Origin of the sequence: Gordonia mangrovi, from assembly GCF_024734075.1 — a bacterium.
GTDB lineage: Bacteria > Actinomycetota > Actinomycetes > Mycobacteriales > Mycobacteriaceae > Gordonia > Gordonia mangrovi.
The window spans coordinates 1,571,653-1,589,421 of sequence record NZ_CP102850.1 but is presented as its reverse complement, the minus strand read 5'-3'; the positions used below and the strand labels follow the sequence as shown (position 1 = coordinate 1,589,421).

The following is a 17,769-nucleotide window of genomic DNA, read 5'->3' as shown; positions in this document are numbered from 1 at the left end:
GCGTCGGGTGCGACCGGTCAGTGTCGCGCCAGGATCGCGTCGAGATCGGCGTCGCCCGCGAGTGCGCCGTACTCGAAGGCACGGTTCTCGCCCAAGCGGGCTGCGATGAATGCATCAGATACGGGTTCTGGTGAGAACCGGACCAACAGACTGGCTTCGAGCGCCAAGGCCATGGATTCGACGACGCCGCGCGCGTGTCGCTGCGCCGACGACGCATCCATCCGGGCGAGTTCACCGAGTCGGTCCCGCAGTCGCTCGAGGTGCAGGTCCAGGGTGCGGTTGGCGCCCAGAGCCTTCGAGATCTCGGCGTCGAAAGCCGCGACCGACTCCGGCTCGCGGGTCATCGCCCGCAGCACATCGAGAGCGATCACGTTGCCGGAACCCTCCCACACGGCCATGACGGGCTGCTCGCGATAGCGCATCGCCAGCGGGAAGGCCTCGGTGTATCCGTTGCCGCCCAGGCATTCCAGCGCCTCGTAGGAGTGGTGCGGTCCGCGCTTGCAGATCCAGTACTTGGCGACTGCAGTGGCGAGACGTCGGAACGCTTTCTCCTGATCGCTCGCATCCTCGTCGTGCGCCCGTGCCAGACGTATCGCGGTCACTGTTGCTGCTTCGGATTCCAGCGCAAGGTCGGCGAGCACCGCGGTCATCGCCGGCTGATCGGCCAGCGTCGCCCCGAAGGCGGCCCGATGACGAGCGTGCCACACCGCCTCGGCCACCGACTGCCGCATACCGGCGGCACTGCCGAGTACACAGTCCAGCCTGGTCTGCGCGACCATCTCGATGATGGTGCGCACGCCGCGGCCCGGCTCGCCGACCATCACCGCGACGGTACCGTCGAGTTCGATCTCCGACGATGCGTTCGACTTGTTGCCCAGCTTGTCCTTGAGGCGTTGGATACGGAACACATTGCGGGTGCCGTCGGGCAGCACGCGGGGCAACAGGAAGCACGAAAGTCCTTCACCGCCGGGTCCTTCCGCCTGGGCCAAGACCAGAAACGCATCCGACATGGGAGCGGAGCAGAACCACTTGTGTCCGGTCAGCAGATAGTCGGCGCCGGGCCCGCCGCGGCCGACCGGTTTCGCTACGGTGGTGTTGGCGCGGACGTCGGAGCCGCCCTGCTTCTCGGTCATCGACATCCCGAAGATCGCGGACTGCTTGTCGGCGGACAGGTCGGGGGAGTAGTTACGCGACAGTGCTTTCGGTACCCACTGAGCTGCCACGTCGGGTTGCAGCTCCAGTGATGGGATCACCGCGTGGGTCATCGACACCGGGCAGGCGTGGCCGGGTTCGATCTGGCCGAACAGCATGAACCCGGCCGCACGGGCGACATGGGAGCCGGGCTGCGGATCGGCCCAGCATCGGGTGTGCGATCCATGGGCGACCGACGCCTCGATGATCCGGTGGTAGGAGGGGTGATACTCGACCTCGTCGATCCGGTTGCCCCAGCGGTCGTGGGTGTGCAGCACCGGCGTGATCGTGTTGGCCACGTGGGCGTCGTGCTGGAACTGTGCACTGCCCACGTGCGCACCGATCTCGCGCAGTTCGTCCTCGGCCCATCCGGCATCGTGGCGTCGGATCGCCTCGACCAGAACGGTGTTCATGTCGAACTCGTTGATGTCGATCCGCGGGGCGGACTGGTTGAGGACGGTGTGGGTGAGATGCGGTTGCGGGTGGGTGGTGGTCTCGGTGGAGTGCGTCATGGGTTTGCCTTTCGGACGGCGTCATTGCTGGTCGATCTCGATACAGGCCCTCGCAAGCTCGGTCCCACTCGATCCAAGGAGTAGGTCGCGAACGAAGTGAGTGACCGTATCGAGACCACGTCAGATCGCATGGGCCAACACCTGTTTCGGGATCTGCAGGTTGGTGAATACGATCGCGACCGCGTCCTCGAGTCCGGAGCCGAGCTGATCCCCGGCGGCCGCTTGCTGGATGACGAGGCCGAAGATCGCCGACCAGAAGGCCTTCGCCTCCACATCGATCGGCGCCCGCAGCTCCCACCCGGTCCGCACGAGGGTCCGCATCAAGGCTTCGGCACCGCGGTCATGCAGCACAGCGAGTGCGTCGGCGATCTGCGGGCGCAGGTCGGCGCGGCGCGACGCCATCGACATCGCCGTGGTGAACAACTCGACATCGCGGGCGCGCTCGCCGAGCAGGGTGGAGATCAGTACGTGGGTGTACTCGCCGACCGTCGTGGCCGTCGCGGCGGCCTCCTCCGCGGCACGCCCCGCGCGCAAGACGGCACCGCAGGCCACCTCGACAAACAGTTGATCCTTGGAGCCGAAGTAGTAGGTGACCTGGTTGGGGTGCGTGCCGGCGCCCGCGCAGATCTGGGCGACCGATGCCGTCTCGCCGTGCTCGGCGAATACGTCGGCCGCCGCGCGCAGCAAGGCTTGGCGGGTTGCCTTACCCGCTTCCCGGCTACCGCGACCCGGTGCATTCATGTGACCACGGTCCCACATTTTTGTTTGTATGACAAACAAGAAAGTGGTCGCCCGGCAGCATCAGTGAGCGGGGACCACGAACGCGCAACAGCCGCCGTCCGGGGTGGGGACGGCGGCTGTCGTGGTCGAACATTCGACGACGGTCCCGCACAATGCGCCTCTCGGCGAGTGGCCGCTCGAAGCGGCGAAATGAGTTGGGGCCCGGGGCAGAGATTCCGAGACCGTCAGCTCTTTCAACGGGGCGCCACCGGTATCTATTCCGCCCGGCATCATCCCTGCGAATGCGGCTTCCGCCCGGCGTCGGACCGGCACAATGACCCCATGATCCGGATGGCGACGATCGGTACCAGCACCATCACCGGCCGGTTCATCGCCGCGGCCGCCGAGGTGCCGGCCGTGCGGGTGGCCACGGCGTATTCTCGCGACGCCGACCGCGCCGCCCGATTCGCCGCCGAGATGGGCCTGACAGGCTCGGCGTCCGATCTCGATCAGCTGCTATCCGACCCGGCCATCGACGCGGTCTACATCGGATCACCCAACGGCATCCACGCCGATCAAGCGCACGCCGCGATCGCCGCCGGCAAGCATGTGCTGGTCGAGAAGCCCGCAGTACCCACCGAGGCCGAGTTCGGCGGCCTGATCGCCGCGGCCTCGGACGTCGGGGTGACCCTGCTGGAGGCGATGCGCAACTGTTACGACCCGGGAATGCAGGCGGTGGCCGCTCTGCTGCCCGAACTCGGGGTGCTGCGACGGGCGTCGCTGGCCTACTGCCAACGGTCGGCCCGCTACGACAAGGTCCTCGCCGGTGAACGCGTGAACATCTTCGATCCCGCTCTGGCCGGGGGTGCGCTGTACGACCTCGGCGTCTACCCGGTCGCGGCGATGGTCCAACTGTTCGGCGAGCCGCAGCAGATCCACGCCGCCGCGGTGCCGATCGCCGGCGGCGCAGACGGCGCCGGTGCGGTGTTGGCCGGGTACGACGGTTTCGTGGTCGATCTGTCGTATTCGAAGATCACCGCATCGGACCGGGCGAACGAGATCCAAGGCGAATCGGGGACTCTCACCTTCGAGCACGTCGCCGAGCCGAGATCGGCGACGCTGACGCTGCTCGACGGAACAGTCACCGAGTACACCTTCGACGGACCGGCCAACAACATGGTCCACGAGGTCCGACGATTCGCCGAACTGGTGGCGGGGGCCGACGACCCGACACCCGATCACGCCCGCACCTTGGCCACCTTGCGGATCGTCGAACGGATTCGCGCGGCGATGTGAGCCATCCCCGAGCGGCACCGGTGATTCCGATGTCCGAGATGCGAATCATCGGGTATGGATGACACATGGCACAGATGCTCGGACCGTATTCGACTCGGCCCGGGCGCTGGTCGCTTGTGGTGGTGATGGCGATCGCCGTGCTCGTCGCGGCCTGCGGCTCGGAGGGCGGCACCGTTGAATCGTCCTCGTCGTCGGTCGCGTCCGCCGATCCGGCGAAGGCCGACGAGATCGTGCGCATCGTCGAGGACGTCATGGCGAACAAACACCTCAACGCGGCGATCGTGCGGGTCACGGTCGATGGCCGGGAGGTGATCACCCAGGCCTTCGGCGAGTCGATGACCGGGGTTCCGGCCACCACCGACATGCACTTCCGCAACGGTGCGGTCGCGATCTCGTATGTGGCGGCCGTACTGCTGCAACTCGTCGACGAGGGCGCGGTCGCCCTGGACGACACCATCGAAGCATGGGTGCCGCAGATACCCAACAGCGACAAGGTCACGCTGGGCCAACTCGCGACGATGACCTCGGGGTATCAGGACTACATCCTGGGGAACGACGCCTTCAACGACGCCGAGTACGCCAACCCGTTCCGGGCCTGGACGACCGACGAACTCCTGGCCTTCGCGGTCGACAAACCGCTGTACTACGAACCCGGCACGAACTGGAACTACGCCCACACCAACTACGTGATCCTGGGCCTGGCACTGGAGGAGATCACCGGCACGTCCGTGGCCGAGCTCATCGACGAACGCATCCTCGAGCCGCTGGAGCTGACGAACACCCAAGCCGACCTCACCGCGACGATTCCCGAACCGACGCTGCACGCGTTCACCAGTGAGCGACGGGAGTTCTTCGACATCGCGCCGACCGCACCCTTCTACGAGGAATCCACCTACTGGAATCCGTCGTGGACCATCACGCACGGCGCGATCCAGACCTCGAACATCTACGACGTGGAGGCCACCGCGAGCAAACTGTTCGCGGGACAGACCTTGTCGCCCGAATCGCATCAGGCGATGGTGTCCACCCGCCTGCGTGGCCAGACGAGCGCACTGCCGGGCTGCCCGACCTGCCGGCCGATGAACGAGCAGTACACCTACGGCATGGGTGTCGCGATCGCCGGGGACTGGATTCTGCAGAATCCGCTGTTCAGCGGCTATGCGGCGGTCACCGGATACCTACCGTCGCAGAAGGTCGCGATCGCCGTCGCGGTGACCTATCTCCCCGAGGCGTTCGGGCCGGACGGCAGCTACGACAACGGCGGCAACACCATCTTCTCGCGCGTCGGGGCACTGATGGCGCCCGAGGATGCGCCGCCGCTGCCGCGGGATTGAGTGGCGGCCCCGGGCGCCGAGATCGCGACCGTCACATGCCGCACGCCATCGTCAGTCGCCGTCGGGCGGCCACCGCTCGGTGATCATCTCCGTCATCGCGTCGACCCACGCGTCGTCGAGTGCCGCGTCCTGGCGGATCAGGATGCGGAAGATCGCGGTACCCGCCACCACCTCGGCGAGCATGGGCAGGTGGTCGTCGGTGCGACGCCCCTGGCCGAACCGGTTTTCGAACGCTCCGAGATTGCCGGCCAACCGGCTGATCATCATGGTGTGCACCTGCGGGTCGGCGACGGTGTCCGCGATCAGTCCGGGCAGCGCCATACGGACCTCCGGACGATCGAACATCGCGCGGACGGTCTCGACGACGGATCGGATGTCGGTGCGGATGTCGCCGGAACCCAGGGGTGGGGGGATCGTATCCGCGGGCAACACCGCCTCGTGGACGAGCTGCGCCTTGCCCGCCCAGCGTCGGTAGATGGCGGCAGTGGTGGTGCCGGCGCGGGCGGCGATCGCCGACAACGACAACGCCGGATAGCCGCTCTCGAGTATCAACTCGCGGGTCGCGGCGATGATCGCGACATCGATCCGGCCGTCGCGCGGACGCCCCGGCGGCCCGAGGGCAGAGCCGTCGGCCCTCTTGCCTTCGCTGCGGCTTTCTGCTGTCATCATTCCATCGTAATTCCAATACAGTGCGCATCGTATTTGAGGGAGAGTTCGTGCAACTGAGCCCGCTCGACGAGTACCCGATCCATCAGACGCCGGCGCCGGTCTCGTGGCCGGCCACGTCCGATCGCAACTTCTACGACCGCTCCTACTTCAACGTCCTCGAACGCGACGGCCGCTTCATGGCGCTGACCGGTATCGGCTACTACCCGCGCCTCGGTGTCAAGGACGCCTACTTCGTCATCCGGCGCGGCGACACCCAGACCGCGGTGCGCCTCAGTGACGCCATCGACGACGACCGGCTCAACCAACACGTCAGCGGCTACCGCCTCGACGTGATCGAACCGCTGAACCGGATGCACCTGACGCTCGCGGAAACCGAGGGGATCTCCGCGGACCTGACGTGGCGCGGCTCGTTTCCCGCAGCCCTGGAACAACCGCACGACATGCTGACCGAGCGGCGAGTCACCTTGCAGGCATGCCGCTTCGCGCAGGTCGGCACGTGGGAGGGGTGGATCGACGTCGACGGTGAACGGCTGACCGTCACGCACGACACCACAGTGGCCAGCCGTGACCGATCCTGGGGCATCCGACCGGTCGGCGAGCCCGAACCGGCCGGTCGTCCCGACGCCGCCTTCCGCGGCATGTGGTGGCTGTATCTGCCGCTGACCTTCGCCGACTACCAACTGTTCCTGATCCTCCAGGAGGACCCGGACGGCCACCGCAGCCTGTACGACTGCACCCGGCGCTGGCGCGACGGCCGCGTCGAGCAGCTCGACGGCGTGCGCGTCGCCATCCACTACACCTCCGGCACCCGGATTCCGCACGGCGCCCACGTCGAGTTCCTGAACCGCGCCGGCGACCGGATCCAGCTCGACATAGAGTCGAAGCTGTTCGCCCCCATCGCCTTCGGTGCAGGCTACGGCGGCGACTCCACGTGGGCGCACGGTTCCTGGAAAGGCGAGGCGTTCACCGAGCGCGTCACCTTCGACCTGACCGACCCCGAGGTGATGGCCAAGGCGCCGTTCAGCCTCATCGACCATGTGGCCCACGCCGTGTGCACTGAGCCTGATGGCCAGAGCATCGAGGGCGCGGGCCTGTTCGAGCACGGCGTCATCGGACCACACCATCCGTCGGGGTTCTCCGACTGGACCGACGTCGCCGAGTAGGGCCAGACGATGAAGATCATGACCGCGCTGTTCGGCCCCAGCGACGCGATCGAGCGCGCGAAAGCGCTACAGGAGGCCGGCGCCTCCGGCGTGTTCACCTTCGAAGGTCCGCACGATGTGTTCACACCGCTGGTGTCGGCGTCGGCCGTCGGAGGGCTCGACCTCATGTCCAACGTGGCGATCGCGTTTCCTCGCAACCCGATCCAACTCGCCCACCAGGCCAACGACCTGCAACTGCTCAGCGAAGGCCGGTTCATCTTGGGGCTGGGTACGCAGGTGCGTGCACAGATCGAGAAGCGCTACGGCACCGAGTTCGACCACCCCGTCGCGCGGATGGCAGAGATGGTGGGTGCGTTGCGTGCCATCTTCGCTACGTGGAACAGCGGCGAACGTCTCGATTTCCGCGGCGAGTACCACCGACACACCTTGATGACACCGACTTTCACGCCTGGCCCCAATCCCTATGGCCCGCCGCCGATCTATCTCGGTGCGCTCGGCCCGTTGATGACGCGCATGACCGCCGAGGTCGCCGATGGTCTGCTGGTGATGCCGTTCGGTACCAAGCGGTTCCTGCACGAGACCACGATGCCCGGCGTCCGTGCCGGGCTTGCGGCCGCCGGTCGTAGAGATGACGACTTCGAGGTGATCCCCGAGATCATCGTGTCGGTCGGCGACGACCACACCTCGACCCGAATGCTGTTGGCCTTCTACGGTTCCACTCCGGCGTACCGTCCGGTGCTCGAGGCCCACGGGTGGGGTGACCTGCAGCCGGAACTCAACGCGATGTCCAAACAGGGCCGCTGGCAGGAGATGGCCACGCTGATCGACGACGACATCCTGCACACGATCGCTGCCTGCGGCAGCCCCGCCGAGGTGGCCGCGCACATCCGCGACCGCGTCGACGGCGTGTCGGACCGCATCTGCCTGTACCAGCCCGGCCCCATCGACACCGACATGCTCGCCGAGATCGTCGACGCGCTGGTCTGAATCCATGACCGCGACCACGCTCGAGTTCGACGACGTCACCGACGACCGCTTCGGCGGCAAGGCGGCCGGACTCGCCGAGCTGCGGCGGATCGGACTGGCGGTTCCGGTGGGCTTCATCGTCGCCGACGTCTCGCAGCCGGAAACCCTCGAGGCGGCAGTGCGTAGATTCACCGCAATGCGTGCCGCCGGTGCGACTCCGGTCGCCGTCCGATCCTCGGCGGTCGGGGAGGACGGCGACAGCCACTCGTTCGCCGGTCAGTACGACACCGTGCTGGGGGTCGACACCGAGGCCGCATTCCTTGCGGCCGTGCAGCACTGTGCCGCGTCCGTACACTCCCGCCGCGCCTCGTCGTATGGCGGAGAACACCACGCCACCATGAATGTGGTTGTGCAGCAGATGATCGACGCACGCGCTGCCGGCGTCGTATTCACCGCGGACCCGACGTCCGGCCGGCGCGACCTCGTGGTGGTCGACGCCGTGGCCGGTCTCGGTGATGCGCTCGTCGACGGATCGACATCACCCGAGCACATCATCCTGGACCACAGCGGCACTCCCATCCTGCATGAGGTCGCCACGCAACAGGTCCTGGTGGACGCGGAGATCGACGACGTCGTGTCTGGTGCACTGCGAGCTGCGCAGCACTGGGGCAGACCCATGGATCTCGAATGGGCCATCGACCGAGCCGGGAGACTGTGGTGGCTGCAGGCGCGACCGATCACCACGCTGCCGGGTGATCTCACCGAGATGGATTCGCCGGTGGCGGGTGCCAACCACGTGTACACCCGCTGCAACATCGGCGAGATGATGCCCGGCGCCTTCTGCCCGCTCACCGCGTCGGTGTCCGGCTTCGCGATCGACTACGCGATGCAGATGATCCAGGTGGTGGCGCGAGCACAGCCGAACTACGAGCAGCCGTGGCTACAGGTCGGCTATTTCTCCGGGCACATGTTCCTCAACCTCACCGAGGGCACGGCACTGAGCTCCGGTATCCTCGGCAACTCTCTCGAACAGTTCTCCACTTCCATCTGTGGCCGGGTGATCGACGAACTGGAACCCGCACCACCGCAACCATTCCTCCGCAAGCTGACCAACACGATCCGACTCAGCACGCATGCGCTGTCCGTGGGACCGGCCGTCGGCCGCCTCGACGAGCAGATCGCGCAGTTCCGCGTGCCGGCCGGCGATGACCCGCGGCTGATCCTGCGCGAGTTGGAGTCCGGAGTCGAACAATATTGCGATGTCACGCTGACTCATGTGCGCTCGTCGTCGCGGGCCGCGGTGGCCGCCAATGTCTTGGAGAGCGTGCTGATCCGGCAGGCGCTCGAGCAGGGACGCACGGAAGATGATGGCCGGGCCGAGGCGAACCGCCTGCTGGCCGGCGCCGCCGACGTGGAGAGTGCGATCATGCTCGCCGAACTCGATGCGGTGGTACACACCATCGCCGCCGATGCGGCCGGCGCCAACCGGTTTCGCAGGGCCGCACCGGACGCTGCGGTCACGGATCTGCGCGCGACGCCGAGCGCCGCCGGTATCGCGTTGCAACAGTTCTTGAGTCGGCACGGTCATCGCGGCTACCGCGAACTCTGTATGCGCGACCCGTCGTGGGCCGACGATCCGGCCGGATTGGGCGCGATGATGCAAGTCATGCTGCGGTCGGCTCGTGATGGTGCGGCACGGCGACCGGACACGAGCAATCCCGAACCGACATCGCGGACGATCCGACTCCTCGCCCGACTCGCGCAGCGCGGCGCACGCGGGCGCGAGGAGACGAAATCGAAGATGGCGTTGATGGCGTATCGGCTCAAGCGTGGCTATCACCATCTGGGTGAGGTGCTGTCGGCAACCGGTCGGCTGCCCGATGCGGACCTGGTGTTCTTCTTCGACCGATCGGAGTTGTCTCAGGTCGTCGGGTCGGGCGACATCACCGAACTCGTGCAGCGTGCCGGGAAGCGGCGAGAAGCGTTGGCCTTCCAGCAAGCCCTCGACTTCGACGACGTTTCCGTCGGGCGGCCGACACCGCGGGTCACCGCACCGCCGCGCGGCGCCACCGGCGACCGGCTCGTCGGGCGCCCGGCCGGCCGGGGGACCGTCGAAGGCGTGGTGCGCGTCGCCAAGACCATCGCCGACGCACGTGACGTCGAGCGTGGAGACATCCTCGTCGCCCCGGTCACCGACGTCGGGTGGACGCCCTATTTCACCGTGATCGCCGCCCTGGTCACCGACATCGGCAGTTCGGTGTCGCACGGTGCGGTGGTGGCGCGTGAGTACGGGCTGCCGTGTGTGGTGAACACCCTCGTGGCCACGCAGGTACTGACAACGGGGGATCGGGTGCGGGTCGACGGTGATCGGGGCGTCGTCGAACGTCTGCCGGACAGTGCCGTGTCCGCGCCGGACATCACTTCACCCGGCGGGAACAGGTGATCTCAGCGTGGCGAAACGGGCGTCGATAGGGTGGCCGAATGGCCGGAACCCCCAAGCGACTGCTCCCCGGCCTCGTCTACGCAGCACTGACCACGGCGGTGGTCAGTTCGCTGGGCATGCTGCTGGTACCCAGCGTCGCGCAGGAGTACGACGTCGCCGTCGGCACCGCGCAGTGGATGCTGACCATCAACCTGCTGGTCGGCGCAGTGACGACACCGGTGATGGGCCGCCTCAGCGACGGCCCGCACAAGAAGCGGCTGCTGATCTGGGCACTCGCAATAATCCTCGTCGGTTCGGTGATGGCCGCGATCGCGCCGACATTCTGGGTGTTCCTTGCCGGCCGCGCACTGCAGGGGCTCTCGTACGGCATCGTCCCCGTCACGATCGCCCTCGCACGCCGCTACCTGTCGGACCAGCAGATGCGGCCGGGCATCTCGGCGCTGTCAGTGACCGTCGCCACCGGTCTCGGTATCGGCTATCCGCTGACCGGCGTGTTGGCATCGGGGTTCGGCTTCCGCATGGCGTTCGTCGCCGCCGCGATCTTCCTGGTCACCGCGATGGCCACCGTGTGGGTCGTCGTCCCCGCCGGACCCGACGAACGAGCACCGCACCATCGCTTCGACATACCGGGCGCGGTACTGCTCAGCATCGGGCTCTCGGCGTTGTTGCTGGCGATCAGCGAAGGCCCCGATTGGGGGTGGATCGCGCCGCGCAGCCTGATCGTCGCGGGGGCCGCCATTGCCGCGCTCGTGGCCTGGGCGGTGGTCGAGCTCCGGGCCGAGCACCCGATGATCAACCTGCGCATCTTCCGGCACACCGACGTGATCCTCGCCAACGGGACGGCCATCGGTCTCGGTGCCGCCCTCTACATCGGCCTGTCCATCGCCAGCCTCATCGCGCAGGCGCCGACCGACACCGGGTACGGCATCGCGCTGCCGCTGCTGTGGGCCGGCTTCGTGATGCTGCCGCTGTCGATCGGGAGTTTCGGGGCCAACCGGATGGTGCGGTTGGTCTCGTCGCGGATCGGCTTGCCGACACTGCTGCGGCTGGGCACCGCGACCATGGCCGTCGCCGTGTTCCTGATGCTGTTCGCACACGACGCCCTGTGGGAGATCCTGATCGGCATGTTCCTGTTCGGCGTCGGGCTCGGCACGGGATATGCGGCCATGCCGGCGCTGATCGCGCGCACCGTCGTCACCGAGGAGTTGGGCAGTGCGGTCAGTTTCAACCAGGTGCTGCGCACCGTCGGTGGCGCTTGCGGTAGCGCGCTGTCCGGCGCGGTGCTCGCCGCGCATCCGGGGATGGACACCTTCCCGGACAACACCGGGATCGTGCTTGCACTGGCGTTGAGCGCGATCGGCTGTTCGATCGTCTTTGTCGCCTTGGTGATGCACTTCGTGATGCGCTGAGTCTCGGCGGTTGAAGATGGCCATCGCGACCGCTGACCAGGCGATTTGCAAACGCCGCACGAGGTGCGTAACTTTCTTCGGGTCAGAGCGACACGGCGCCGCCCGGGCCGGCCGAGAGGTTGGTGGGGAAGGGAAACCGGTTTTTGCTCTGGCCGCCCCGGAGAATCTGTTGTTGGTTGTGTGATGCGCTGACAGGGGTTTTGTGGGTTGCCAGTCATTCTGGTTCGGACCGCGACGCATGGTTGCGGGCTGGCGAGGGTGTCTGGTAGGTTGGAAGAGTTGCCCCGGAGACGGGTGGCGAATCCAATCAGGACCGAAGCTTGCTGGTGAGCGCCCTGTTGGGGGTGGTGCCGGTGGGTGTGTGTTCTTTGAGAACTCGATAGTGTGTTGATGAATTGTCTGATGCCATTTGTTTGGCATCGTGTGTCCAAGTGTTTTTGGATATGAGATGAATTATTTTTTGTGGCACCTGCCCTGTGGGGTGGGTGTTGCTAGTTTTTGTTTGGTCAGGTTTTTGTCTCTCTGGCTGAGATTGTGTTGAAAGTGCTGGTTTGCCGGCATTTTTCGATAGGTTTTCATGGAGAGTTTGATCCTGGCTCAGGACGAACGCTGGCGGCGTGCTTAACACATGCAAGTCGAACGGAAAGGCCCAGCTTGCTGGGTACTCGAGTGGCGAACGGGTGAGTAACACGTGGGTGATCTGCCCCTGACTTTGGGATAAGCCTGGGAAACTGGGTCTAATACCGGATAGGACCCCTGGTTGCATGACTGGGGGTGGAAAGCTTTTGCGGTTGGGGATGGGCCCGCGGCCTATCAGCTTGTTGGTGGGGTAATGGCCTACCAAGGCGACGACGGGTAGCCGACCTGAGAGGGTGATCGGCCACACTGGGACTGAGACACGGCCCAGACTCCTACGGGAGGCAGCAGTGGGGAATATTGCACAATGGGCGCAAGCCTGATGCAGCGACGCCGCGTGAGGGATGACGGCCTTCGGGTTGTAAACCTCTTTCACCAGGGACGAAGCTTTTGTGACGGTACCTGGAGAAGAAGCACCGGCCAACTACGTGCCAGCAGCCGCGGTAATACGTAGGGTGCGAGCGTTGTCCGGAATTACTGGGCGTAAAGAGCTCGTAGGCGGTTTGTCGCGTCGTCTGTGAAATTCTGCAGCTTAACTGCAGGCGTGCAGGCGATACGGGCAGACTTGAGTACTACAGGGGAGACTGGAATTCCTGGTGTAGCGGTGAAATGCGCAGATATCAGGAGGAACACCGGTGGCGAAGGCGGGTCTCTGGGTAGTAACTGACGCTGAGGAGCGAAAGCGTGGGTAGCGAACAGGATTAGATACCCTGGTAGTCCACGCCGTAAACGGTGGGTACTAGGTGTGGGGCTCATTTCACGAGTTCCGTGCCGTAGCTAACGCATTAAGTACCCCGCCTGGGGAGTACGGCCGCAAGGCTAAAACTCAAAGGAATTGACGGGGGCCCGCACAAGCGGCGGAGCATGTGGATTAATTCGATGCAACGCGAAGAACCTTACCTGGGTTTGACATACACCAGACGCGGCTAGAGATAGTCGTTCCCTTGTGGTTGGTGTACAGGTGGTGCATGGCTGTCGTCAGCTCGTGTCGTGAGATGTTGGGTTAAGTCCCGCAACGAGCGCAACCCTTGTCCTGTATTGCCAGCGGGTTATGCCGGGGACTTGCAGGAGACTGCCGGGGTCAACTCGGAGGAAGGTGGGGATGACGTCAAGTCATCATGCCCCTTATGTCCAGGGCTTCACACATGCTACAATGGCCGGTACAGAGGGCTGCGATACCGTGAGGTGGAGCGAATCCCTTAAAGCCGGTCTCAGTTCGGATCGGGGTCTGCAACTCGACCCCGTGAAGTCGGAGTCGCTAGTAATCGCAGATCAGCAACGCTGCGGTGAATACGTTCCCGGGCCTTGTACACACCGCCCGTCACGTCATGAAAGTCGGTAACACCCGAAGCCGGTGGCCTAACCCCTCGTGGGAGGGAGCCGTCGAAGGTGGGATCGGCGATTGGGACGAAGTCGTAACAAGGTAGCCGTACCGGAAGGTGCGGCTGGATCACCTCCTTTCTAAGGAGCAACGTATGGGGGCGCTGCCCCCATAGGCCCCCGGTTGTGGCCGAGTGTGCTGCACGGGGAGCTCGAGGGTGAAACATCAGACTCATCGCTGTGGTGCCGGCTGTCGTGCTGGTATCGGGTGGTGTTCACGTTGGGTGACCGGCGTGATGTCATCAATGCACTATCGGGGTTCTGAGGGAACACACGTTTCTTCTGGGCCGGTCGTTGCGCTGCCGTGTTGATGCTTCCTGTGGTGGGGGGTGGAGTGGTGTGTGGGTGGCTGGTGTGTGTTGTTTGAGAAGTGCATAGTGGATGCGAGCATCTTTATTTTGCAATGCATGACGAATCATTTTTTGGTTTGTGTGTTTTGTTCGAGTTTTTGTTGTTTTTTCTACACTCGTGGGGGGTGTTGTTTGCCTGTGTGTCCCTTGTTGTGGGGGTGCATGGGGGCGGAGCCCCTGTGGGTGTAGGTGTTGTTGTAAGTGTTTTAGGGCGTTCGGTGGATGCCTTGGTACCAGGAGCCGATGAAGGACGTGGTAGGCCGCGATAGTCCTCGGGGAGTTGTCAAACGAGCTGTGATCCGAGGGTGTCCGAATGGGGAAACCCAGCACGAGTGATGTCGTGTTACCACCCAGTGAATGTATAGCTGGTGTGGGGGGAACGTGGGGAAGTGAAACATCTCAGTACCCATAGGAAGAGAAAACAATTGTGATTCCGTGAGTAGTGGCGAGCGAAAGCGGAGGAGGCTAAACCATGCGCATGTGTGACCGGGTAGGGGTTGTGTGTGTGGGGTTGTGGGGTTCATCTTCCCGGATCTACCTGTCTGGGCGTGAGTGATAAAACCAGAGGTTAGGTGAAGTGGCCTGGAATGGTCTGCCGTAGTCGGTGAGAGTCCGGTAGCTGAAAGCCTGTGGTCTTGCGTGATGTTCTCCCAAGTAGCAGCGGGCTCGTGGAATCTGCTGTGAATCTGCCGGGACCACCCGGTAAGCCTGAATACTTCCTGGTGACCGATAGCGGACGAGTACCGTGAGGGAAAGGTGAAAAGTACCCCGGGAGGGGAGTGAAATAGTACCTGAAACCGGACGCTTACAATCCGTCAAAGCCTGTGCACCCTTTGGTGGGTGGTGGGTGATGGCGTGCCTTTTGAAGAATGAGCCTGCGAGTTAGTGCTCGGTGGCGAGGTTAACCCGTGTGGGGTAGCCGTAGCGAAAGCGAGTCTGAATAGGGCGTGGAGTCGCCGGGTCTAGACCCGAAGCGGAGTGATCTACCCATGGCCAGGGTGAAGCGTCGGTAAGACGTCGTGGAGGCCCGAACCCACTTCAGTTGAAAATGGAGGGGATGAGTTGTGGGTAGGGGTGAAAGGCCAATCAAACTCCGTGATAGCTGGTTCTCCCCGAAATGCATTTAGGTGCAGCGTGGTGTGTTTCTTACTGGAGGTAGAGCTACTGGATGGCCGATGGGCCCTACTAGGTTACTGACGTCAGCCAAACTCCGAATGCCGGTAAGTGAGAGCACTGCAGTGAGACTGCGGGCGATAAGGTTCGTAGTCGAGAGGGAAACAGCCCAGATCGCCGGCTAAGGCCCCTAAGCGTGTACTAAGTGGAAAAGGATGTGGGGTCGCGAAGACAACCAGGAGGTTGGCTTAGAAGCAGCCACCCTTGAAAGAGTGCGTAATAGCTCACTGGTCAAGTGATCCTGCGCCGACAATGTAGCGGGGCTCAAGTACACCGCCGAAGCCGCGGCACTCCACCATGACATCCACAGTCGTCTACGGATGGCTGTGTAGTGGGTGGGGTGGGTAGGGGAGCGTCCTGCATCCGTGGAAGCGCCCGTGTGAACGAGGTGTGGAGGGTGTGGGAGTGAGAATGCAGGCATGAGTAGCGAAAGCAGAGTGAGAAACTCTGCCGCCGGATGACCAAGGGTTCCTGGGCCAGGCTATTCCGCCCAGGGTGAGTCGGGACCTAAGGCGAGGCCGACAGGCGTAGTCGATGGACAACGGGTTGATATTCCCGTACCCGTGTATCCGCGTCCATGCTGAATCAACTGTACTAACCATCCAAAACCAGATGGATCACCTTCGGGTGACCGGATGGGGCTGCATGGGACCTTGGTTGGTAGTAGGCAAGCGATGGGGTGACGCAGGAAGGTAGTGGGGCCAGTCAGTGGTTGTACTGGTGTAAGCCTGTAGGACGAACGGTAGGCAAATCCGCCGTTCATGTGTCTGAGAGGTGATGCGTAGCCGTTGCGGTGAATTCCATGATCCTATGCTGCCGAGAAAAGCCTCTAGTGAGTTGGTACACGGCCCGTACCCCAAACCAACACAGGTGGTCAGGTAGAGAATACTAAGGCGATCGAGAGAACTGTGGTTAAGGAACTCGGCAAAATGCCCCCGTAACTTCGGGAGAAGGGGGACCCATCCCGGTGACCGCCCTCGCGGTGTGAGCTGGTGTGGGTCGCAGAGACCAGAGAGAAGCGACTGTTTACTAAAAACACAGGTCCGTGCGAAGTCGTAAGACGATGTATACGGACTGACGCCTGCCCGGTGCTGGAAGGTTAAGAGGACCGGTTAATCCACTTTTGGTGGGTGAAGCTGAGAATTTAAGCCCCAGTAAACGGCGGTGGTAACTATAACCATCCTAAGGTAGCGAAATTCCTTGTCGGGTAAGTTCCGACCTGCACGAATGGCGTAACGACTTCTCTGCTGTCTCAACCACAGACTCGGCGAAATTGCAGTACGAGTAAAGATGCTCGTTACGCGCGGCAGGACGAAAAGACCCCGGGACCTTCACTATAGCTTGGTATTGGTGTTCGGTTCGGTTTGTGTAGGATAGGTGGGAGACTGTGAAGTGGGCACGCCAGTGTTCATGGAGTCGTTGTTGAAATACCACTCTGATCGTATTGGACTTCTAACCTCGGACCCTGATCGGGTTCAGGGACAGTGCCTGGTGGGTAGTTTAACTGGGGCGGTTGCCTCCCAAAATGTAACGGAGGCGCCCAAAGGTTCCCTCAGCCTGGTTGGCAATCAGGTGTTGAGTGTAAGTGCACAAGGGAGCTTGACTGTGAGACGTACATGTCGAGCAGGGACGAAAGTCGGGACTAGTGATCCGGCACCAACGTGTGGAAGTGGTGTCGCTCAACGGATAAAAGGTACCCCGGGGATAACAGGCTGATCTTCCCCAAGAGTCCATATCGACGGGATGGTTTGGCACCTCGATGTCGGCTCGTCGCATCCTGGGGCTGGAGTAGGTCCCAAGGGTTGGGCTGTTCGCCCATTAAAGCGGCACGCGAGCTGGGTTTAGAACGTCGTGAGACAGTTCGGTCTCTATCCGCCGCGCGCGTCTAGAAACTTGAGGAAACCTGTCCCTAGTACGAGAGGACCGGGACGGACGAACCTCTGGTGTGCCAGTTGTCCTACCAAGGGCACTGCTGGTTAGCTACGTTCGGAAGGGATAACCGCTGAAAGCATCTAAGCGGGAAGCCTGTTCCAAGATGAGGTTTCTCACCACCTTCGAGTGGTTAAGGCCCCCTACAGACCATGGGGTTGATAGGCCAGAACTGTACGCCTAGTAATAGGTTCAGGTGACTGGTACTAATCGGCCGAGGACTTACAACAACACTCAACACCAAAAACAGTGTTAAATAGAGCTCTGTTCGCATCCACTATGCACCTTCTGAAACAACACACATGGGGGCTTCGCCCCCATGAACCCCCGACAGTGGTCGGGAGTTCGCGTGGACAAACAGACAACGGACTGATCAAACCCGGCAACGGTTTTGGGGGTCCACGGGGGCGTGCCCCCGTGTGTTGTTTCACAATGTTTCGGCGGCCATAGCGGAGGGGAAACGCCCGGTCCCATTCCGAACCCGGAAGCTAAGCCCTCCAGCGCCAATGGTACTGCACCCTAACCAGTGTGGGAGAGTAGGACACCGCCGAACTACACATCACCGAAGGCCCCCAACACCGTTGGGGGCCTTCGGCAT

9 protein-coding genes and 3 rRNA genes are annotated in these 17,769 nt (G+C 63.5%); 9 read left to right on the top strand and 3 right to left on the bottom strand.

Features of this window, described 5'->3' with window-relative positions:
* Positions 1-17: 17 nt before the first annotated feature.
* Together NWF22_RS07290 and NWF22_RS07285 are read right to left on the bottom strand one after the other, a co-directional pair.
* Positions 18-1,703: an acyl-CoA dehydrogenase family protein gene (locus NWF22_RS07290; protein WP_160903762.1), complete on the bottom strand. Its 1,686-nt coding sequence runs from the start codon at positions 1,701-1,703 to the stop codon at positions 18-20.
* A 120-nt stretch (positions 1,704-1,823) separates the two neighbouring features.
* Positions 1,824-2,444, bottom strand: a complete 621-nt coding sequence (locus NWF22_RS07285) for a TetR/AcrR family transcriptional regulator C-terminal domain-containing protein (RefSeq protein WP_160903761.1) — start codon at positions 2,442-2,444, stop codon at positions 1,824-1,826.
* A gap of 321 nt (positions 2,445-2,765) precedes the next feature.
* Here NWF22_RS07285 and NWF22_RS07280 point away from each other — a divergent pair, with 321 nt between their 5' ends.
* Positions 2,766-3,719: a Gfo/Idh/MocA family protein gene (locus tag NWF22_RS07280; protein WP_160903760.1), complete on the top strand. Its 954-nt coding sequence runs from the start codon at positions 2,766-2,768 to the stop codon at positions 3,717-3,719.
* Between the two features lie 74 nt (positions 3,720-3,793).
* Positions 3,794-5,053, top strand: coding sequence for a serine hydrolase domain-containing protein (locus NWF22_RS07275; RefSeq protein WP_202398952.1), 1,260 nt, complete (start codon positions 3,794-3,796; stop codon positions 5,051-5,053).
* Positions 5,054-5,104: 51 nt separating this feature from the next.
* Here NWF22_RS07275 and NWF22_RS07270 read toward each other — a convergent pair whose 3' ends face one another.
* On the bottom strand, positions 5,105-5,719 hold the full coding sequence (locus NWF22_RS07270) for a TetR-like C-terminal domain-containing protein (RefSeq protein ID WP_160903759.1): 615 nt from the start codon (positions 5,717-5,719) through the stop codon (positions 5,105-5,107).
* A gap of 50 nt (positions 5,720-5,769) precedes the next feature.
* Between NWF22_RS07270 and NWF22_RS07265 the strand changes: the two genes are divergently transcribed.
* The 7 genes from NWF22_RS07265 (at position 5,770) to rrf (ending at position 17,724) form a co-directional block, all read left to right on the top strand.
* Positions 5,770-6,885, top strand: a complete 1,116-nt coding sequence (locus NWF22_RS07265) for an Rv3169 family protein (RefSeq protein ID WP_160903757.1) — start codon at positions 5,770-5,772, stop codon at positions 6,883-6,885.
* A 9-nt stretch (positions 6,886-6,894) separates the two neighbouring features.
* Positions 6,895-7,872, top strand: coding sequence for a TIGR03617 family F420-dependent LLM class oxidoreductase (locus NWF22_RS07260; protein WP_160903756.1), 978 nt, complete (start codon positions 6,895-6,897; stop codon positions 7,870-7,872).
* A 4-nt stretch (positions 7,873-7,876) separates the two neighbouring features.
* Entirely contained in the window at positions 7,877-10,294 is a 2,418-nt protein-coding gene (locus NWF22_RS07255; protein ID WP_160903755.1) for a PEP/pyruvate-binding domain-containing protein, read from the top strand.
* Between the two features lie 38 nt (positions 10,295-10,332).
* Entirely contained in the window at positions 10,333-11,703 is a 1,371-nt protein-coding gene (locus NWF22_RS07250; RefSeq protein WP_160903754.1) for an MFS transporter, read from the top strand.
* A 574-nt stretch (positions 11,704-12,277) separates the two neighbouring features.
* Positions 12,278-13,800: ribosomal RNA gene (locus NWF22_RS07245) — 16S ribosomal RNA — on the top strand.
* A 464-nt stretch (positions 13,801-14,264) separates the two neighbouring features.
* A 23S ribosomal RNA gene (locus NWF22_RS07240) occupies positions 14,265-17,401 on the top strand.
* 206 nt (positions 17,402-17,607) lie between these two features.
* A 5S ribosomal RNA gene (gene rrf, locus NWF22_RS07235) occupies positions 17,608-17,724 on the top strand.
* Together the 16S, 23S and 5S rRNA genes form the textbook arrangement of a ribosomal RNA operon.
* The last annotated feature ends 45 nt before the right edge of the window (positions 17,725-17,769 follow it).